16 protein-coding genes are annotated in these 19,388 nt (G+C 49.8%); 9 read left to right on the forward strand and 7 right to left on the reverse strand.

Features of this window, described 5'->3' with window-relative positions; translation table 11 throughout:
* Positions 1–87 precede the first annotated feature (87 nt).
* From mutL to dctA, 4 genes are all read left to right on the forward strand, one after another.
* Positions 88–2,088 carry a DNA mismatch repair endonuclease MutL gene (gene mutL / locus ACM67B_RS05765; protein ID WP_416188842.1) on the forward strand — a complete coding sequence of 667 codons (2,001 nt, stop codon included), beginning with the start codon at positions 88–90 and terminating at the stop codon, positions 2,086–2,088.
* A 169-nt stretch (positions 2,089–2,257) separates the two neighbouring features.
* Complete coding sequence (gene rbfA, locus ACM67B_RS05770; RefSeq protein ID WP_095502029.1) at positions 2,258–2,629, forward strand: 30S ribosome-binding factor RbfA; 372 nt, start codon at positions 2,258–2,260, stop codon at positions 2,627–2,629.
* Between the two features lie 71 nt (positions 2,630–2,700).
* Positions 2,701–3,621 (forward strand): tRNA pseudouridine(55) synthase TruB, encoded by a 921-nt coding sequence (gene truB / locus ACM67B_RS05775; RefSeq protein ID WP_416188843.1) that lies wholly within the window; start codon positions 2,701–2,703, stop codon positions 3,619–3,621.
* Positions 3,622–3,744: 123 nt separating this feature from the next.
* Positions 3,745–5,007, forward strand: a complete 1,263-nt coding sequence (gene dctA / locus ACM67B_RS05780) for a C4-dicarboxylate transporter DctA (RefSeq protein WP_416188844.1) — start codon at positions 3,745–3,747, stop codon at positions 5,005–5,007.
* Positions 5,008–5,070: 63 nt separating this feature from the next.
* Here dctA and ACM67B_RS05785 read toward each other — a convergent pair whose 3' ends face one another.
* Positions 5,071–5,529: a DUF4124 domain-containing protein gene (locus tag ACM67B_RS05785; RefSeq protein ID WP_416188845.1), complete on the reverse strand. Its 459-nt coding sequence runs from the start codon at positions 5,527–5,529 to the stop codon at positions 5,071–5,073.
* Positions 5,530–5,549: 20 nt separating this feature from the next.
* Positions 5,550–5,747 (reverse strand): hypothetical protein, encoded by a 198-nt coding sequence (locus ACM67B_RS05790; RefSeq protein WP_096294992.1) that lies wholly within the window; start codon positions 5,745–5,747, stop codon positions 5,550–5,552.
* Between the two features lie 85 nt (positions 5,748–5,832).
* On the opposite strand from ACM67B_RS05790, the gene ACM67B_RS05795 reads away from it, so the two are divergent.
* Positions 5,833–7,461, forward strand: a complete 1,629-nt coding sequence (locus ACM67B_RS05795; protein WP_416188846.1) for an ABC-F family ATPase — start codon at positions 5,833–5,835, stop codon at positions 7,459–7,461.
* A 95-nt stretch (positions 7,462–7,556) separates the two neighbouring features.
* Here the strand turns inward: ACM67B_RS05795 and ACM67B_RS05800 are convergent, their stop codons facing one another.
* Together ACM67B_RS05800 and ACM67B_RS05805 are read right to left on the reverse strand one after the other, a co-directional pair.
* Positions 7,557–8,222, reverse strand: coding sequence for a carbonic anhydrase (locus ACM67B_RS05800; RefSeq protein ID WP_416188847.1), 666 nt, complete (start codon positions 8,220–8,222; stop codon positions 7,557–7,559).
* A 158-nt stretch (positions 8,223–8,380) separates the two neighbouring features.
* Positions 8,381–9,469 carry a metallophosphoesterase gene (locus ACM67B_RS05805; protein WP_416188848.1) on the reverse strand — a complete coding sequence of 363 codons (1,089 nt, stop codon included), beginning with the start codon at positions 9,467–9,469 and terminating at the stop codon, positions 8,381–8,383.
* A 143-nt stretch (positions 9,470–9,612) separates the two neighbouring features.
* Here ACM67B_RS05805 and ACM67B_RS05810 point away from each other — a divergent pair, with 143 nt between their 5' ends.
* Entirely contained in the window at positions 9,613–10,515 is a 903-nt protein-coding gene (locus tag ACM67B_RS05810) for a Dyp-type peroxidase (protein WP_416188849.1), read from the forward strand.
* 100 nt (positions 10,516–10,615) lie between these two features.
* On the forward strand, positions 10,616–14,239 hold the full coding sequence (recB, locus tag ACM67B_RS05815) for an exodeoxyribonuclease V subunit beta (protein WP_416188850.1): 3,624 nt from the start codon (positions 10,616–10,618) through the stop codon (positions 14,237–14,239).
* A gap of 112 nt (positions 14,240–14,351) precedes the next feature.
* Here the strand turns inward: recB and ACM67B_RS05820 are convergent, their stop codons facing one another.
* Positions 14,352–14,573: a YdcH family protein gene (locus ACM67B_RS05820; RefSeq protein WP_416188851.1), complete on the reverse strand. Its 222-nt coding sequence runs from the start codon at positions 14,571–14,573 to the stop codon at positions 14,352–14,354.
* A gap of 240 nt (positions 14,574–14,813) precedes the next feature.
* Between ACM67B_RS05820 and ACM67B_RS05825 the strand changes: the two genes are divergently transcribed.
* Positions 14,814–15,557 (forward strand): nitroreductase family protein, encoded by a 744-nt coding sequence (locus ACM67B_RS05825; protein ID WP_416188852.1) that lies wholly within the window; start codon positions 14,814–14,816, stop codon positions 15,555–15,557.
* A 175-nt stretch (positions 15,558–15,732) separates the two neighbouring features.
* Positions 15,733–16,983, forward strand: a complete 1,251-nt coding sequence (glyA, locus tag ACM67B_RS05830; protein WP_416188853.1) for a serine hydroxymethyltransferase — start codon at positions 15,733–15,735, stop codon at positions 16,981–16,983.
* 235 nt (positions 16,984–17,218) lie between these two features.
* On the opposite strand, the gene ACM67B_RS05835 is transcribed toward glyA, so the two are convergent.
* Together ACM67B_RS05835 and ACM67B_RS05840 are read right to left on the reverse strand one after the other, a co-directional pair.
* The gene (locus ACM67B_RS05835) at positions 17,219–17,911 is read right to left on the reverse strand and encodes an SIR2 family NAD-dependent protein deacylase (RefSeq protein WP_416190527.1); all 693 of its coding nucleotides are present in this window, start codon (positions 17,909–17,911) and stop codon (positions 17,219–17,221) included.
* Positions 17,912–17,966: 55 nt separating this feature from the next.
* Positions 17,967–19,316, reverse strand: coding sequence for a polynucleotide adenylyltransferase PcnB (locus ACM67B_RS05840; protein WP_416188854.1), 1,350 nt, complete (start codon positions 19,314–19,316; stop codon positions 17,967–17,969).
* Positions 19,317–19,388: the final 72 nt, after the last annotated feature.

The raw sequence follows: 19,388 nt of genomic DNA on the forward strand, positions 1-19,388 counted from the left end.
CCGTCTGAAAAGCCGACACAGCTTTTCAGACGGCCTTTTGCTATAATCAGCATTCTGAATTTGAGTTTTGTCACACGGAAAATTACCATGTCCCGAATTGCCGCCCTGCCTGATCATCTTATTAACCAAATTGCCGCCGGCGAAGTGGTTGAACGGCCTGCCAATGCGTTGAAAGAAATTGTTGAAAACAGCATCGACGCAGGCGCGACGGCGATTGATGTCGAGCTTTCCGGCGGCGGCATCCGCCTGATTCGTGTCACCGATAACGGTTCGGGCATTCACGCTGATGATATCGAATTGGCGCTGCACCGCCATGCCACCAGCAAAATCAAAAGCTTAAACGATTTGGAACACGTCGCCAGCATGGGTTTTCGCGGCGAGGGTTTGGCCAGCATCGCGTCAGTATCACGCCTCACCTTAACCAGCCGCCAAGCTGACAGTGCACACGCCAATCAAGTGAAAGCGGAAGACGGCAAAATCAGCGAGCCGAGCGCGGCAGCGCATCCTGTCGGCACTACCATCGAAGTGGCCGAGCTGTTCTTCAACACACCCGCACGGCGCAAGTTTCTCAAATCGGAGAACACCGAATACGCCCATTGTGCCACCATGCTTGAACGCTTGGCCTTGGCGCATCCGCACATTGCCTTTTCACTCAAGCGCGACGGCAAAAGCGTGTTCCATTATCCGAGCCAAAACCTGAATCAGCGCATTGCCGCTATTGTTGGCGATGATTTTCAGACGGCCTCGTTGGAAATCGACAGCGGCAACGGCGCTTTGCGTTTATACGGCACGATTGCCAAACCTACCTTTGCCAAGGGTAAAACCGACAAACAATATTGCTTCGTCAATCATCGCTTTGTGAAAGACAAAGTCATCATGCACGCGGTAAAACAGGCTTACCGCGATGTGTTGCATAATGCGTTGACACCGGCTTTTGTATTGTTCCTCGATTTGCCGCCGGAAGCGGTGGATGTCAATGTGCATCCGACCAAAACCGAAATCCGTTTCCGCGACAGCCAACAAGTGTATCAACTGGTGTTCCACACGCTCAACAAAGCCTTGGCCGACACCCGCGCCGACCAAACCGAAAGCGTTACCAACGCCGGCGGCATTTTGCACGATATGCTGGGCGTGACCAGGCCGTCTGAAACGGAAAACACGCCAACCAATATGCCGTCTGAAGACTCCGACCAAGCGAAAAACCAAGTGTTTCACACCAGCTATGCCAATATCATCCGCACAAATGTTTCAGACGGCCTGCCATCCTCTTCCGGCAAAACCGCGCCCATGCCTTATCAAGCCGCACGCGCGCCGCAACAGCGTTCACTATCTCTGCGCGAAAGCCAAGCCGCGATGAACACTTATGCTGAATTGTTCAAGCGCACCGAGCCTGATGACGACATCGAGCTGGCGCAATTCGAGCAAGCCCGATTTGGCGGCACCGAGCCTTATGTTTCCGCAGCCTCCAATCCGCTTTCAGACGGCCTAAGCCGCCCCGAAACACCGCCGCTTGGTTTTGCCATCGCCCAATTATTAGGCATTTACATCCTCGCCCAAGCTGAAGAAAGCCTACTGCTGGTCGATATGCACGCCGCTGCCGAACGCGTGAATTACGAAAAAATGAAAAACCAACGCGACAATCTTGGCAGCCTGCAAAGCCAGCGCCTGCTGATTCCCGTTACCTTCGCCGCCAGCCACGAAGAATGCGCCACTCTTGCCGACCACGCCGAAACCCTACAAGCATTCGGCTTAGATATGTCAGATATGGGCGGCAACACCATCGCCGTGCGTGCCGTGCCGAATATGTTGGGCAAAGCCGATGTCGCCGCGCTAGCCAAAGACGTGTTGCAAGAGTTGGCACAAACCGGCGCAAGCCAAACCATTGCCGCACGCGAAAACCAAATCCTAGCTACCATGTCGTGCCACGGCTCCGTACGTGCCGGCCGACAGCTCACTCTTCCCGAAATGAACGCCTTGTTGCGCGACATGGAAAACACCCCACGCAGCAACCAATGCAACCACGGCCGGCCGACTTGGGTAAAACTGACTTTAAAAGAATTGGATGCATTATTTTTACGGGGACAATAACCCATTTAATTTGAATAATTTATGATTAAACAACAAGGCCGTCTGAAAATTCCAGACGGCCTAATCACAGAATATCCGTTATAATAGCGCATTAATGAAACAGGCTGTATGCTTGATTGACAAGATTCACGCCCAATCCACTTCAGACGGCCATCAGAAAGGACACATCATGCGAAAACCACAACGCGGCTATGCCCGCCAAGACCGAGTTCGTGAACAAATCATGCGCGAACTGGCCGAACTCGTCCGCACCGATTTGAAAGACCCGCGCGCCGGTTTCATCACCATCAACGAAGTCGAAGTCACCCGCGATTACAGCCACGCCACCGTGTTTTACACCGTATTGGACGACAGTACCCGCGAAATCACCGAAGAAGCGCTCGACCACGCCAAAGGCCACTTGCGCAGCGAATTGGCCAAACGCATCAAGCTCTTCAAAATTCCCGAGCTGCATTTCAAATACGACGAATCATTAGAACGCGGCATGAGTATTTCCAGCCTGATTGACCAAGTGGCGGCGGAAAAGCCGGTAGAAGATTAAACCATCCATAATAAAGGCTGTCTGAAAAGCATTTAACCGGCTTTCAGACGGCCTTTTACAGTTGAAACCCCATGAATACCAAACCCAGCAAACGCCCTGTCAACGGCGTTTTATTACTCGATAAACCCGAAGGCTTGAGCAGCAACACCGCCTTGCAAAAAGCGCGCCGTCTTTATCGCGCCGAAAAAGCCGGCCACACCGGCGTGCTCGACCCACTCGCCACCGGCCTACTGCCTGTATGCTTCGGCGAAGCGACCAAGTTCGCGCAATATCTGCTCGATGCGGATAAAGCCTACACCGCCACCATGAAACTGGGCGAAGCCAGCACCACCGGCGATGCCGAAGGCGAAATCATCGACACCGCCCGCGCCGACATTTCCCTGCAAGAATTTCAGACGGCCTGTACCGCGCTTACCGGCTCTATCCGCCAAGTGCCGCCGATGTTTTCCGCACTGAAACACGAAGGCAAACCGCTTTACGAATATGCGCGCAAAGGCATCGTGATTGAACGAAAACCACGCGACATCACCATTTACTCGATTGATATTCAGGAATTTGCCGCACCCAAAGCCGTGATTGACGTGCGTTGCAGCAAAGGCACCTACATCCGCACCCTCAGCGAAGACATCGCCAAACACATCGGTACCTTCGCCCACCTGACTGCCTTGCGCCGCACCGAAACCGCCGGTTTCACCATCGCACAAAGCCACACGCTGGAACAATTGGCAGACTTAAGCGAAGCCGAACGCGACGCACTCTTGCTGCCTTGCGATGTGTTGGTGCAGCATTTGCCAAAAATCACACTCAACGACCGCGCCGTGGAAATGCTGAAATTCGGCCAACGCCCGCAGTTCACCGAAAACATCGAGCATGAACAACCGATTCGTGTGTACAGCCAACAAGGCGAATTTATTGGCTTGGTCGAGTATCAACAAGCCATAGGCCGTCTGAAAGCGCTACGTTTGATGAATACGGCGAATACAAGTGAATAAAATACACAAGGCCGTCTGAAAAGGATAAACATATTCTTTTCAGACGGCTTTTTTCAAAACAGCAATTAAATCATCATCAATATTTTATGTTATCTCAAAGCAAATTATCCGTTGGAGTTCATCATGAATAAAACCAAAAAGCCTTTTTATCAGGAACTTTATTTTCAAGTCATCGTCGGCATTGCTGCTGGTGTGCTGCTTGGCTGGGTTGCCCCTGAATGGGCAGTTAAATTCAAGCCATTGGGTGATGCGTTTATCCGTCTGATTTCGATGATTATCGGGCCGATTATTTTTTGCACCATGGTCACGGGCATTGCAGGCATGAAAGACATGCAGGAGTTAGGCAAAGTTGGCAGTAAAGCATTGATTTATTTCTTTGTAATGTCGCTTATTGCATTAATCGGCGGCTTGCTGTGGGGGCATATCATACAACCCGGCGCAGGCTTTAATGCCGACTTAAGCACACTGGATACCGACAAACTGTCTCAATATGCGGAAACAGCCAAAAACGTCAACCTAACTGATTTTGCCATGAGCATTATTCCGAAAACCTTTTTCAGCGCGTTTTCAGACGGCAATATCTTAGCGATTTTAATGGTATCGATTTTATTCGGTGCCGCACTTTCTGCTATTGGAGATAAAGGCAAACCGGTATTTACCTTGATTGAGAGTGCCTCTAAAGTTATTTTCAAAATGGTACACTTTATTTCTAAGCTCTCTGCGATTGGTGCATTTGGTGCGATCACTTATACCATCGGTGCATTCGGTATTGAATCGGTGATTCCGTTGGCCAAAATGATTTTAGGTTTTTATGCTTTGCTGATTGTATTTGTGGTTGTCATCTACGGCCTGCTTGCGCGTATGTTCGGCATGAATATTTTTGCTTATTTAGGCTTTATCAAAGAAGAGTTGCTGATTATTTTGGGCACAGGTTCATCTTCCGTGGTATTGCCGCATCTCATGCAGAAACTTGAGCGCTTGGGCTGTCCGCATTCGATTGTGGGCTTGGTCGTGCCTTCCGGTTATTCGTTTAACCTCAACGGTACCAATCTCTATATGACCTTTGCCATTCTCTTTATTGCACAAGCCACCAATATTGATTTGAGCCTGTCGCAACAGCTCATTCTGTTGTTAGTGGCCATGTTAACTTCTAAAGGCGCTGCAGGAGTAACCGGCGCAGCTTTTGTGATGCTGGTCAGCACCTTAACCGTGTTACCCGTGGTACCGGTAGCAGGCATGATGTTGATTTTGGGCATTCACCGCTTTGTCGGCACCGGCTTGGCCATTGTCAATTTGATTGGTAATGGCATTGCTGCTCTTTTTATTGCGAAATGGAACGGCCAGCTTGACCAAGCACAAATACGCGAAACGCTGCAAAATCGTTAAAGAAATAAAACCAAGGCCGTCTGAAAAAATAATTTCAGACGGCCTTTTTCTATTCAATCAACCTTAATGCAACAATTGTTGCGATTCACCCCGTTCGGCAGCTTGCACCTTGTCTTGCGCCGCTTTGACATTGTTTTCCAAACCTTGCACACGCTCTAAATACTTGGCGTAATTGCGTTCATTACCCAAGCGCACTTTTTTGCCTTCTTCCAAAGCTTGCTGCGCTTGCTGCAATTCGCGTTGCGCCGCTTCCAAATCGGCAGATGTGTTTGCTTGCGGCGTGCTTTCGCTGATGGCAACTGGGGCGGCAGCTTGATAAACAGGTGCGGAAGTGTACACCGATGGGCGGTCGATATTGCTGGCTTTGCAGTTTTTACCACCCTCTTGGCTATAGACCTTGCGGCCTGAGTGGTCGGTGCATTCATAAATGCTTGCTGCTTGGGCGGCGGTAGAGGCAAGCAAGGCTAAGACTAAGGCAAGTAAAACGGCTTTGCTGATGTAGTCCATCCGGTTGACATCCATTTTGCGTAAAAATACCTTGACTAAAACCACTTCCACCAAATAAACACCAGCGCGGCAATCATAATCAGATTGGCGATGATAATCGGCGTCCATCGTTGCGGCTGCTGGCGCACTTCGGTGGCATTGCGCGTGCGGCGGATATAGAAAAACGGGCTGAGCAACATTGAAGCCGCACAAATCAGAATAATCACGGCGTAATAGATTTTTTCGGTTTCCAACGCGTTTCCTTTTCAGACGGCCTCTGTAAAATATGCTACAATTTCGCCCGATTATAACACTCTATTTATAAAGGTTTTACAAAGAATGATTTCTACCAACGGCATTACCATGCAGTTTGGCGCGAAGCCGCTGTTTGAAAACGTGTCTGTCAAATTCGGCGAAGGCAACCGCTATGGTTTGATCGGTGCCAACGGCTCGGGTAAATCCACGTTTATGAAAATTCTGGGCGGCGATTTGGAGCAGACTGCCGGTGAAGTGGCAATTGAAAACGGCGTACGCTTGGGTAAGCTGAAACAAGACCAGTTTGCTTACGAAGACATGCGTGTGTTGGATGTGGTGTTGATGGGGCACACCGAAATGTGGGCGGCCATGACCGAGCGTGATGCGATTTACGCCAACATGGAAGCCACCGAAGACGATTACATGCGAGCGGCCGATTTGGAAGCCAAGTTCGCCGAATACGACGGCTATACCGCCGAAGCACGCGCTGCCGAATTGTTAAGCGGCGTGGGCATTTCCGAAGATTTGCATAATGCGCAGATGAGCGAAGTTGCCCCTGGCTTCAAATTGCGCGTGTTGTTGGCGCAGGCATTGTTTTCCAAACCTGATGTATTGTTACTCGACGAGCCGACCAACAACTTGGACATTAACACCATCCGCTGGCTGGAAGGCGTGTTGAACGAATACGATTCGACCATGATCATCATCTCGCACGACCGTCACTTTTTGAACGAAGTGTGCACCCACATGGCCGACTTGGACTACAACACCATCACCATCTATCCGGGCAACTACGATGATTACATGCTCGCTTCGGCGCAATCCCGCGAGCGCGCGCTGAAAGACAACGCCAAAGCTAAAGAAAAACTGCAAGAATTGCAAGAATTCGTGGCGCGTTTCTCGGCCAACAAATCCAAAGCCCGCCAAGCCACCAGCCGCTTGAAACAGGCCGACAAAATCAAATCGGAAATGGTCGAAGTCAAACCTTCTACCCGCCAAAACCCGTATATCCGCTTTGAAGCCGACGAAAAAGCCAAGCTGCACCGCCAGGCCGTGGAAGTGGAAAAACTGGCCAAGCGCTTTGAAACCCAGTTGTTTAAAAACCTGAATTTCATCTTAGAAGCGGGTCAACGCTTGGCGATTATCGGCCCCAACGGTGCCGGTAAATCCACTTTGCTGAAATTATTGGCCGGTGCCTACAACGCCGAATATTCAGACGGCCTCACTCAAGACGAAGGCACCATCAAATGGGCGGAAAAAGCCCATGTCGGCTACTATCCGCAAGACCATGAAAACGACTTCGACGTCGATATGGACTTGAGCGAATGGATGCGCCAATGGGGTCAGGAAGGCGACGATGAGCAAGTGATCCGCGGCACACTCGGCCGCCTGCTCTTTGGCAGCAACGATGTGGTGAAAAAAGTCAAAGTATTGTCCGGTGGTGAAAAAGGCCGCATGCTTTACGGCAAATTATTGCTGCTGAAACCAAATGTGCTGGTGATGGACGAACCGACCAACCACATGGACATGGAAAGCATCGAATCGCTCAACATGGCGCTGGAAAAATACAACGGTACGCTGATTTTCGTTTCACACGACCGTCAGTTTGTTTCATCGCTCGCCACCCAAATCATCGAGCTCGACGGTAAAGGCGGCTACGAGCATTACTTGGGCGACTACGAAAGCTATTTGGAGAAAAAAGGTTTGGCTTAATCATTGGTTAGATTAAACTCAAATCTAAAGGCCGTCTGAAAAGCAAAGTTAATTGCTTTTCAGACGGCCTTGTATCATCCATACCGACCTATCCTCTAATCACGATTTGGGACACTCCAATCTCTATCAGTCAAATCATAAATTTTCTGGATTTCTTTCAGAATATTATCAAAATCAATATTCAAATCTTTCAGACGACCCGTGCGGATATCAAATACCCAACCGTGCACTGTTGGGTAGTGTTCATGCAGATAACGCTTCTGCACTTCAGCCATTTTGATAATATTGACACATTGCTCCTGCACATTCAATTCCACCAAACGGTCATAACGCTTAGTTTCATCATCGATTGCATCCAATTCTTCCCGATGCAGGCGATAAACATCACGTATATTGCGCAACCACGGGTTAAGTAAGGCATAATCACGTGGCTGCATCGCGGCTTTGATACCGCCGCAATTATAATGTCCGCATACAACAATATGCTTTACTTTCAAATGATCAACAGCATAGCCGACTACTGAAGCCGCATTGATATCCATCGGGTTAACCATATTGGCAATATTACGATGAACGAACACTTCTCCCGGCTGCATCCCCATCATTTCTTCAGCCGTCACCCGGCTGTCCGAACAGCCGATATAGAGATAGTCAGGTGTTTGCGTTGCTGAAAGATGATCAAAAAAATGTGGATCGGCACGTAATTGCTGCTCAGCCCATTGACGATTATGTTCAAAAATATCTTGCTGCGTTTTGGTCATACTTATTCTTCCTAAATTCTTCCTAAAACAGATTTACAGCTGAAGTCTAGGCTGATTTATCCGTACAGACAAGCCCAAATACAGGAAAGTCTGCTGTCATTGCGGCTGAATGAGCTGTAATTTCAAGAAATCTTTTTGTCAAACCTATACACTTATCCTCATTCATTTCCCGCTACATCAATCACCCACACTTCCGCCTGTGAACCCAAGCGCATGGGGATGCCCCAGAAGCCGTAGCCTGATGTCACAAAATAATGGCCGTTGCCGATGGCTTCGTAGCCGTAGGCCACGCGGTTGATGGTTCGCACGATTAAGTTGGCCGGTGCCACTTGGCCGTTGTGTACATGGCCGGAAACCTGAATATCCACCGGCAATTCGGCATGCAAATCGATTTCAGACGGCCTGTGATCCAGCAGCAAAACCGGCAGATTGGTGTTTTGGCCTTGCAACAATTGCTCGGTAGACGGGCGTGATTGATCCATATCGTCATTACGGCCGACCAGCAGCAAACCATGCGCTTCGATGGCTTCGTTTACCAGCACACGAATGCCTGCTTTTTCCAATTCGGCATAAATTTCGTTTTGATGGCCGAACAAATCATGATTACCCAACGTGGCATACACGCCCAAAGGCGCGGTCAGCTTGGCCAGATGCGGTTGCATATTTTTGGCGACATACACTTTGGTATCGTCATCCATAATATCGCCCGGCAACAAAATCAAATCGACTTTTTCCTGCTGCATGATGGCAGCGAGTTTGTCCAATTGCTTAGTGCCCATCAGCAAGCCCAAATGGGTGTCGCTGGCCAAGCCGATGCGCAGCGGACGGTCTAATTTTTTATTAATGGTAATACTTTGATGGCGCACCACCGGCGTATAGGCGTTGTACACCGATAACGCGGTCAAGAACACGAGAAACAGCGGCGCAAACAAGCGCAGGCTGCGCGACAAAGGCGGCTGCGCCATAAATTTGCGCAGCAACAGATACAACACAAACGTTGCCAGCGCCGAATACATCACAAACAGCAGCAACACCATCCAAAACGCCGTCACGCGGAAAATAGCGTGATCAACTTGCAACAGCAAGCCGACAATCAAACTGTTGGTAATCAAATAAGCCAAACCCATCAGCCAGCGGCGGCCGCGTTTGCCGATAAACGGTGCCAGCAGCCATTGCAGCGAGCGCCCCAAACCAAAGGTAAAGAGCTGCATCAACACCAACACAATAATAAAAAATCCGATGCGCATGAATCAACCTGCCTGAAAATAAGGCGCACATTCTAGCATAAAGCCGTGTCAACAAAGGCCGTCTGAACGCAAGCAACTGTAAACCGCCTAGGTAAATTGCGTTATAATATTGCCCGATGAAAACTGATATTCGGAAGCCAACCATGAATCCGCAAACCGCCATTATTTCCGACCACGCCAAATCGGGCGTGTTTATCGAAGCCGACATCCGCATCGGCCAAATCGATGCCGTTAAAACTGCCTGTCGCGACAGCGTTGCTCATCTTCAGGCTTTGCAGGCCAAGTTTCCGCAATCTGATTTGGGCTTGACCATCGCATTTGGCAGCGAAGCTTGGCGCATTTTCGGCCATGCCGATGAAGGCCGCGAAATTAAACCGTTTACGCCTTTGGGCAACGGCTTGGCACCCGCCACGCAGCAAGACGTGTTGATTCACATTCAATCGCTGCAACAAGATGCCGCTTTGGCTTTGGCGCAAGACGTATTGGAAACCTTCGGCGACAGCTTAACCATCGTCACCGAAGAATACGGCTACCGCCTGTATCAAGAGCGCGGTTTAGACGGCTTTGTTGATGGCACAGAAAACCCGCAAGACCAAGCCATTTACGAAGCAGGCATTATTCCCGAAGGCCAGCCTGATGCGGGTGGCAGCTATGTGTTGTTGCAAAAATACCGTCACGATTTGAAACGCTGGAATAAAGTGGATGTGCCGCACCAAGAAAGCTACATCGGCCGCAGCAAGGAAACCGACGAAGAGCTGGATAAAAGCGTGCGCTTGGCCGATTCACACTTGGGCCGTGTGGACTTAAAAGAAAACGGCGTCGGCCTGAAAATTGTGCGCCGCAGCCTGCCCTACGGCAAAATCACCGGCGAACACGGCTTGATGTTCCTTGCCTATTGCCACACGCTGCACAACATTGAAGCGCAATTATTGAGCATGTTTGGCGAGGCAGACGGCAAAGTCGATTTGCTGCTGAAGCATATTTCAACTGCCGTTTCCGGTGCCTATTATTTCGCGCCGTCGGTTGAGCGTTTGCAAAACCTTTAATCGGCAATTTGGTGTGAACAGGCCGTCTGAAAGTCGATGAGTTTTCAGACGGCCTCTGCTATGATAAACACATTCTTTTTATTTTAAGCCTCTTGCGATTATGTCCCATTCCGTTCATGCTTTTGCGCCGCTGTCGATTCCGATTCAAGGCACCAACCTGATTGAAGCCTCCGCCGGCACCGGTAAAACTTACGGCATCGCCGCGCTGTTTACCCGCCTGATTGTGTTGGAAAAAATGCCGGTAGATAAGGTTTTGGTCGTTACCTTCACCAAAGCTGCTACTGCCGAACTCAAAACCCGCTTGCGCGCGCGTTTGGACGAAGTGTTGCAAGCTTTGGAAAGCGTGGCAAACGCCGCCGAAGATTCAGACGGCCTCAATCAATATTGCGAACGCGAATACCCCGGCGACGTGTTTCTCAAAGGCTTGCTGCAGCAGGCATTAGCGCAAGAAAGCCAAGCGCGCTTAATCGTGCGCCTGAAAGCGGCCATTGGAGATTTCGACAACGCTTCAATTTACACCATCCACGGCTTCTGCCAGCGCGTGCTGCGCGATTTCGCCTTTTTGTGCCAAACGCAATTTGATGTCGAACTCGCCGACGACAGCCGCGAACGTTTGCTGGTGCCGGCGCAGGATTTTTGGCGTGAACGCGTGAGTAACCATCCGCAATTGGCCAAGCTGGTTTTCAAGCATCAATACACGCCGCAAAAAATGCTGTTCGAGATTCAAAGCTTTACCAGCCGCCCGTATTTGCGTTTCAGACGGCCTGAAAATCTTCTGGCCGAATCGCAACAAAACGTTGCGCAAACATGGGCAAACGTCAAAACCAATCTGCCTAAATTAAAAGAAAGCTTTTGGCGCATTCACCCTAATCTCAACGGCAACAGCTACCGCACCAACACTTTCCAAGAATTGTTCAAACAGCTCACACACGCCGCCGAACAAGATTACTTGCCGAAAAATCACGACAAATTGCCGATGTTTGGCGCAGATGTGCTGGCCGAAAAAGCCAAAAAAGGCCAAAGCCTTGATGCCGCCGCTTTGGCCGATTTGCAGATGCTCGCTAATCTCGGCCGCGATTTGCACCAAGCCGCCGCAGAAGAAGAAAACGCCCTCACCCTGCTCAAGCTCGACCTGCTCGACCACATCAACCAAGCCTTAGCCGAACAGAAAAAATCCCGCCGCGAGCGTACCTTTGACGATTTGCTGCTGGATGTGTTCAACGCATTACAACCGACTAATCCGCATGCCCAAGCCTTGGCCCAAGCCGTGGCAGCCACTTGGCAAGTGGCCTTGATTGACGAATTCCAAGACACCGACCCACTGCAATATCAGATTTTCAGCGAGATTTTTATCCGCCAAAACAAGCCTTTGTTTTTGGTCGGCGACCCCAAACAGGCGATTTACAGCTTTCGCGGTGCCGACATTTATGCCTATCTGCAAGCCGCAGAAGATGCGCAACAGCATTACACACTGGCGACCAATTTCCGCAGCCATGCCAAGCTGATTAACGGCATTGGTGCACTGTTTCAATGCAAAAACCGCCCGTTTGTATTGGAAAACATTGATTACAATCCGGTTGGCGCGGCGCGTGAAGAAAGCCGCTTGTCGCCGAGCCGCCCTGTTGTTCAAGTGCGTTGGCTGCACGGCAATGAAACCGAGCCGCTAAACAAAGATGTCTTACGCAAACGAGCCGCCGAATATTGCGCCGATGAAATCGCTTTTGCCTTAAACGAAGCAGCGGAAGGCCGTCTGAATTTCAGAGAGCGGCCGCTGGAATCGGGCGACATTGCCGTGTTGGTACGCACCCACAACGAAGGCAGCATGATTGCCCAAGCCCTGAAATCACGCCGCATCCAAAGCGTATTGCTGCACCGTGAATCCGTGTTCGCATCGCCCGAAGCACAAGGATTGGCGGCTTTATTGGATTTCTGGCTCAATCCGCGCCGCACCGAATCGCTGCGTTTTGCCTTAAGCGGTGTACTGTTCGGCTACGATGCCGATGCACTTTACGCGCTCAACCAAAGCGAAGCCGACCTGTTGACGTGGATCGATTCGGCAGAGCGCGCCGCCCAGCTATGGCAGCAAAAAGGCATTTACACCGCCATGCAGCATTTTTCCGCCGAACACGGCATCGAAACCCGCCTGCTTTCAGACGGCAACGGCCGCAGCCTGACCAATTATCATCAACTGCTGGAACGCTTATCCGAAGAAAACGAGCAAAGCCACAGCCCCGCATCGCTGCATCAATGGCTGCTGGCACAAATCAATCTGGCCGAAAACGGCAACAAAAGCGACAACAATGTCTTACGCTTGGAAAGCGACGAAGCCTTAGTCAAAATCGTCACCATGCACGCAGCCAAAGGCTTGCAATATCCGCTGGTGTATTGCCCGTTTGTGTGGGACGCGCAAGACAATAAAGCGCACGATTGGCAGATTCTGCACCGCGATGACGGCGAAAGCGAATTGCTGGCCGAACATCAGCTTGATGATGACGACCACGTCCAATTGGCCGATGAAGAAATGGCCGAACGTCTGCGCCTGCTCTATGTTGCCCTCACTCGCGCCGAAGAACAATTGAATATCTATGCCGCCTATTGCCAAGATACTGACGATAACACTTTCGCCTACCTGCTCGAAGGCCATGCCGACAGCACGCGTGAAGCCGTGAAAGCTGCTTATGAGGGCGAGCGCAAAGCCGGAAAAGGCGCAGCAGAAATGGCCATGCTGAAAAACAATTGGACAAAATTCATCAACGGGCAAGCCGCAAACGAAAATACCGACTTTGTATTCACGGAAGATACACCTCTCTCCGCCGCTTATCATTCCGGCCAACAAGCCGATGTCGCGTATCAAGCTGCCCATATTCCGCCGCGCGGATTTGAATACATCCGCCACACCAGCTTTACCGGCTTGAGCCGTCACGTCAAAGCGCACGACGGCGAACGTGAAGAATTGCAACCGAGTTTGGATGCCGCAGAAAGCAACATCAGGCCGTCTGAAAACGTGGTTCAAGAAAACGACCATGACAAATTGAGCATTCACCATTTCCCGCGCGGCACCAATGCGGGCTTGTGTTTGCACGATATGCTGGAGAACCTTGATTTCCAAAGCCCTGCTGCCGAACAAAGTGAGCAAATTCTGGAAACCTTAACCCGCTACAGCTTTGAAGAAAAATGGCTGCCCGCTGTGATGACCATGTTGGATTGTTGCCGCGAAACGCCAATCTCAGGCAAAGATACTTTGTCAGACATTCAACCGAGCGAGCGTTTACCCGAAATGGGCTTCACCCTGTATATGCAGGATTTCAATCTTGCCGCATTACGCACATGGTTTGCCCAGCCGCATTTGGGCTTGCCGCCGGAATGCATCGAAGCGGCGCAACGGCTGGATTTTCAAGATGTACAAGGCTATCTCAACGGCTTTATCGACATGACCTGCATCGCTTCAGACGGCCAAGTTTGCGTGATTGACTACAAATCCAATTACTTGGGCGCCAATGCAGCAGCTTATACCCCGCAAGCCATGAATGAAGCCATGGGCGAACATCATTACTACCTGCAAGCCCTGATTTACGCCATTGCCGTCGGCCGCTATTTCAAACTGCGCGGCCTTGCTTTGCCACAAATTGCCGTGCGCTATCTGTTTTTACGCGGCATGAACGGCACGGAAAACGGCATTTGGTCGTGGGATATTGATGCAGAAGATTTGGCAGATTGGGTGTGATTAGATCGTATAAAAAATTTGTAGTCGGATACTTGTATCCGACAATCTTAAACTAGAAAAGAAAAAGGCCGTCTGAAACTCATTCGTTTCAGACGGCCTTTTAAATTAATGCTTAAGCCTTACCGTCGGCTTTCAACAAGATTTCATACAAGCGGTCTTTCAATGCCAGTTTTTCTTTTTTCAGCTCTTCAATATCGTCCGCACCAGCAGTAACCGGATTATTCACCAAGCCGGTGATTTTATCGTCCAATTCGTTATGCTCGTCAAATAAGCGGGCAAAGTGTGCATCTTCTTGTTTTAATTTGGTAATCAATTCGCGATATTCTGGGAACATATTTGTTTTCCTCTCTTTTTCAAATCAAAGTAAAAATAACACGGTAAAACCTGTGTTGTGTTGTCGATTTCTTGATTACATTATAACAAATACGCTACTTTTAACCACTTTTTCAGGTAAAAACCTGCTTTAAATCAAACATCAACCTAAAATCTTTTTATGATAAATTTAATCGGCCTCTAGACGCAGCAAAACCTCCGTCTTACAATCAGTCAAACACGCAACCGTAAGGACAAAACCATGAATCACGCCATCGAAACCATGAAAAACCACCGTGTATTCCGTCACTTCAAAACCGGCATCCCCATGCCTAAGGAAGAGGTGCAAACCATCATCGATTGTGCACCCCAAGCGGCTTCATGGATGAACGGCCAACACTACACCATCATCAACATCACCGATGAAAACTTACGCAGCCAAATCGCTGCCTTGCAACCGGCTAATCCGCAAGTTGCCACCTGCAGCACTTTTCTGATTTTCATCGCCGATTTACACCGCAGTGAATTGTGTTCACAAGCCTATAATGGTACGTTTGCCGCAGCTTCGCATTCCGACAACTTAATTACCGCCGTCACCGATGCTTCTCTAGCCGCGCAAAATGCCGTTGTTGCAGCCGAAAGTCTGGGCTACGGCACTTGCTATATCGGCGGCATCCGCATGATTGCGGCGAATATTATCGAATTGTTGAATTTGCCAAAAAACACGTTCCCCCTATTCGGCCTGTGTATCGGCACGCCCGACATTGAAATGCGCGTCAAACCGCGTTTGCCGGAACACACCGTTTACGCTGAAAACCGCTATCCCGACGACCAAACACTTTCAGACGGCCTCGAAGCCTATGAGCAAACCATGACCAAATTTGGTGAAGCGCGTGAAAAACTGCCTTACCGCGAAAAATTTGCCCGCTATTACAGCAGCACCGAGCCAAAAAACGAGCCGTTGATTTTTCAACAAGGTTGGCTGGGCAATAATCCACACAGTTAAGCCTCATAACGCTAACAGCTCTGTATATAACTTTATTCTTAACTAAATTAAGCTCGACAATTTCAAACGAAACATTAAAATTGTTGACAATTCCAGCCAATTTGGTACATTACTCAGTTTATTTGTCTGCAACATCATTTTCCCTTCACGACCATTCCACCACAAAGGATAAGCCATGTTTTCAAAAAGCGTGACCCTCGCACAATACGACCCAGAATTAGCCGCCGCCATGGATTTGGAAGTGCAGCGCCAACAAGACCACGTTGAGCTGATTGCTTCTGAAAACTACGTCAGCTGCGCCGTTATGGAAGCCCAAGGCTCACAATTGACCAATAAATACGCCGAAGGTTACCCGAGCAAACGTTACTACGGCGGTTGCGAACACGTTGACGTGGCCGAGCAATTGGCCATTGACCGCGTGAAAGAATTGTTTGGCGCGGCTTATGCCAACGTGCAGCCACACTCCGGTTCACAAGCCAACCAAGCGGTTTACGCTTCTGTATTGCAACCGGGCGACACCATTTTGGGCATGAGCTTGGCGCACGGCGGTCACTTGACCCACGGTGCCAGCGTGAACATTTCCGGCAAACTCTACAATGCCGTAACCTACGGTTTGGATGAAAACGAAGTATTGGATTACGCCGAAGTTGAACGTTTGGCTTTGGAACACAAACCAAAAATGATCGTGGCCGGCGCATCTGCCTACGCTTTGGAAATCGACTGGGCAAAATTCCGCGAAATCGCCGATAAAGTGGGCGCGTATTTGTTTGTCGATATGGCACACTATGCCGGTTTGGTGGCCGGTGGCGAATACCCGAATCCGGTGCCTTTTGCCGATTTCGTCACCACCACCACCCACAAAACCTTGCGCGGACCACGCGGCGGTGTGATCTTGTCCCGCAACGAAGACCACGCTAAAGCCTTGAATTCAGCCATTTTCCCGAGCCTGCAAGGTGGCCCTTTGATGCACGTTATCGCTGCCAAAGCCGTAGCCTTCAAAGAAGCACTGCAACCTGAATTTAAAGAATACGCCAAACAAGTGAAAGTCAATGCTGCAGCAATGGCGGAAGAATTGGTGAAACGCGGTTTGCGCATTGTTTCCGGCCGCACCGAAAGCCACGTTTTCCTGGTTGACCTGCAACCGATGAAAATCACTGGCAAAGCTGCCGAAGCCGCCTTGGGCAATGCGCACATCACCGTGAACAAAAACGCCATCCCGAACGACCCTGAAAAACCATTCGTGACTTCAGGTATCCGCATCGGTTCGGCTGCGATGACCACCCGCGGTTTCCAAGAAGCTGATGCCCGTGTGTTGGCCAACTTGGTCGCCGATGTGTTGGAAAATCCGGAAGACGAAGCCAACTTGGCGAACGTTCGCGATCAAGTGACCGAATTGTGCAATAAATATCCGGTTTACGGCGCGTAATATATTCAGACAGCCTGTTTTTTGATCAGGCAGTCTGGGCATAAGAAAACTGCCCTCAAAAGTTGATTTACACCAACTTTTGAGGGCAGTTTTCTTATGCCCAGACTTCAAATACCGAGTCGTAGGCCGTTATCACCCAGTGTACAGTCAACGAAAGTAGCGAAACTATTCAAACATCCAGTAAGAGTGAAAATGCCGCACTTAAAACTTGTCAGGCGAATGTAGGCGCCTTGAATCAATCATTAATTTTTGTTTGTTCAATCAAATATGCCACCAAGCTCGGCACACCTTCTGCCGCACGTTTCGGAATTACTTCGATATTCGCCGCCACACTTTGCGGTTTCGGGTCAACCAAATACAAATCGGCATGTGGCGGGGCATAATGCACCAAAGAAGCTGCCGGATACACCTGCATCGATGTACCGACAATGATCACCACATCGGCATCGCGCATTTCTTCTACTGCTACATCAAACATCGGCACTTGTTCGCCGAAAAATACAATATGCGGCCGCATTGCACCACCGCGACTGCTCAAAGTTTGCGCCGTTTGCTCGCCGGTAAATTCAATGATTTCATCGGGATCATCAACACTGCGCAATTTATTCAGTTCGCCATGCAGGTGCAACACATTTTTGCTGCCGGCTCTTTCGTGCAGATTGTCCACATTTTGCGTAATAATGTGCACGCGGTAATATTTGGCCAAATCCAACAACGCTTTATGCGCCGCATTCGGTACGGCCTCATTGGCTTGCCGGCGGCGTTGGTTGTAGAAATCAATCACCAATTTCGGATTATTTGCCAAAGCTTCAGGGGTGCAGACATCCGTGACCTTATATCCTTCCCACAAACCGCCTGCATCACGGAAAGTCAATAAACCGCTGTCAGCACTAATACCCGCACCAGTTAAGACCACACATTTTTTCATCATATCGGATTTTAAATTTAATATGGATTAGATAACTTTTTAAATGATTCGATAATCAAACCTCGGCCGTTTTCCTTTTTCTTGGTTTACGGCGACGTTTGCGCTTGGGGACTTCGCTGCTGCTTTGTTCCTGCTGTTGGCGTTGTTGTCCAGCCATACTCATTTGGCTGCGAACCATATCATCAGCATGTTGGAAAGTTGTCCACCATTGCACGATGTCGTTATCCACTTCGCCGACTTGGCCGCGCAGTACCAGAAAATCATAAGCGGCACGGAAGCGCGGTTGGCTTAATAATTTATGCGGACGGGCTCCACGCATATTGTCAAATTGCGGTTGCAACTGCCAAATTTCGCGCATGGTGGCGGAAAAACGTTGCGGTACCCCCCAACCTTTTTCGAGCGTTTCACGCAAGGTGGTGATGGCATCGTTTAAGGCCGGTGCCGATTTTTGGCCTTGCTGCCGGTATTCTTGCCAATAGGCGTTAAGCTGTGGCCATAAAATCGCTGCCAATACAAAACCAACCGACACGGATTTATCGGCGCGCAAACGCTCGTCGGTATTTTTCAGCGCAATGGCAATGATGCGGTTTTCGGCTTTATCGGCGGATTTCAAAGCGGTGAGCAGTGGATGAATATCGTTGCTCACACCTAAGGTATTCAACTTTTGCAGGCATTGGCGGGCATGGCCGGAAAACAGCAGCTTCATGATTTCATCAAACAAGCGCGCCACCGGCTCGTTTTTCAGACGGCCTGCATATTGCGGAATCGGCGCGGCGGTATGTTCTTCCACATCAAAACCGAGTTTGCCCGATAATCGCACCGCACGCAAAATCCGCACCGGATCTTCTTGATAACGCTCGGCCGCATCGCCAATCATCACCAGTTTTCGGTCGGCAATATCGCTCACGCCTTGATGGAAATCGAGGATTTCTTCATGAATCGGGTCGTAATAAAGTGCATTGCAGGTGAAGTCGCGGCGCATGGCATCTTCTTCGATGCTGCCGTAGGTGTTGTCTTTCATGATGCGGCCGTGCGCATTTTGCACGGCTTTGTTACCGCCGCGGAAAGTGGTCACTTCAATGGTTTCTGGGCCGACCATCACATGCACAATTTGAAAACGGCGGCCGATGATGCGGCTGCGGCGGAAAATCTTATGCACTTGCTCAGGCGTGGCGTTGGTGGCAACGTCAAAGTCTTTCGGTTCCACGCCCAACAATAAATCGCGCACCGCACCACCAACTACATAGGCTTGAAAGCCTTCTTTATTTAATTGCTTCACCACTTTTTCGGCGGCAAAGCTCAACATATCTGCGCTGATGCGGTGTTCGCTATACGGCAAAACCGTTTTTTGCACCGCTTTGCCCGCTTTCGACGGCAAAACTTTGTGCAACCATTTTTTCAACATACTCAAGATTCTTTTTAATTGAGGCCGTCTGAAACGCTGACGGTTGAAAGCAACCTTTGCACAATATTCTGT

Origin of the sequence: Neisseria sp. CCUG17229, assembly GCF_047839235.1 — a bacterium.
Taxonomy (GTDB): Bacteria; Pseudomonadota; Gammaproteobacteria; order Burkholderiales; family Neisseriaceae; genus Neisseria; species Neisseria brasiliensis.

What these genes read in the sequence shown, in the direction of transcription:
- mutL (WP_416188842.1), top strand. Translation starts at nt 88, where the DNA reads ATGTCCCGAATTGCCGCCCTGCCTGATCATCTTATTAACCAAATTGCC.
- rbfA (WP_095502029.1), top strand. Translation starts at nt 2,258, where the DNA reads ATGCGAAAACCACAACGCGGCTATGCCCGCCAAGACCGAGTTCGTGAA.
- truB (WP_416188843.1), top strand. Translation starts at nt 2,701, where the DNA reads ATGAATACCAAACCCAGCAAACGCCCTGTCAACGGCGTTTTATTACTC.
- dctA (WP_416188844.1), top strand. Translation starts at nt 3,745, where the DNA reads ATGAATAAAACCAAAAAGCCTTTTTATCAGGAACTTTATTTTCAAGTC.
- ACM67B_RS05785 (WP_416188845.1), bottom strand. Translation starts at nt 5,529, where the DNA reads ATGGATGTCAACCGGATGGACTACATCAGCAAAGCCGTTTTACTTGCC.
- ACM67B_RS05795 (WP_416188846.1), top strand. Translation starts at nt 5,833, where the DNA reads ATGATTTCTACCAACGGCATTACCATGCAGTTTGGCGCGAAGCCGCTG.
- ACM67B_RS05800 (WP_416188847.1), bottom strand. Translation starts at nt 8,222, where the DNA reads ATGACCAAAACGCAGCAAGATATTTTTGAACATAATCGTCAATGGGCT.
- ACM67B_RS05805 (WP_416188848.1), bottom strand. Translation starts at nt 9,469, where the DNA reads ATGCGCATCGGATTTTTTATTATTGTGTTGGTGTTGATGCAGCTCTTT.
- ACM67B_RS05810 (WP_416188849.1), top strand. Translation starts at nt 9,613, where the DNA reads ATGAATCCGCAAACCGCCATTATTTCCGACCACGCCAAATCGGGCGTG.
- recB (WP_416188850.1), top strand. Translation starts at nt 10,616, where the DNA reads ATGTCCCATTCCGTTCATGCTTTTGCGCCGCTGTCGATTCCGATTCAA.
- ACM67B_RS05820 (WP_416188851.1), bottom strand. Translation starts at nt 14,573, where the DNA reads ATGTTCCCAGAATATCGCGAATTGATTACCAAATTAAAACAAGAAGAT.
- ACM67B_RS05825 (WP_416188852.1), top strand. Translation starts at nt 14,814, where the DNA reads ATGAATCACGCCATCGAAACCATGAAAAACCACCGTGTATTCCGTCAC.
- glyA (WP_416188853.1), top strand. Translation starts at nt 15,733, where the DNA reads ATGTTTTCAAAAAGCGTGACCCTCGCACAATACGACCCAGAATTAGCC.
- ACM67B_RS05835 (WP_416190527.1), bottom strand. Translation starts at nt 17,911, where the DNA reads ATGAAAAAATGTGTGGTCTTAACTGGTGCGGGTATTAGTGCTGACAGC.
- ACM67B_RS05840 (WP_416188854.1), bottom strand. Translation starts at nt 19,316, where the DNA reads ATGTTGAAAAAATGGTTGCACAAAGTTTTGCCGTCGAAAGCGGGCAAA.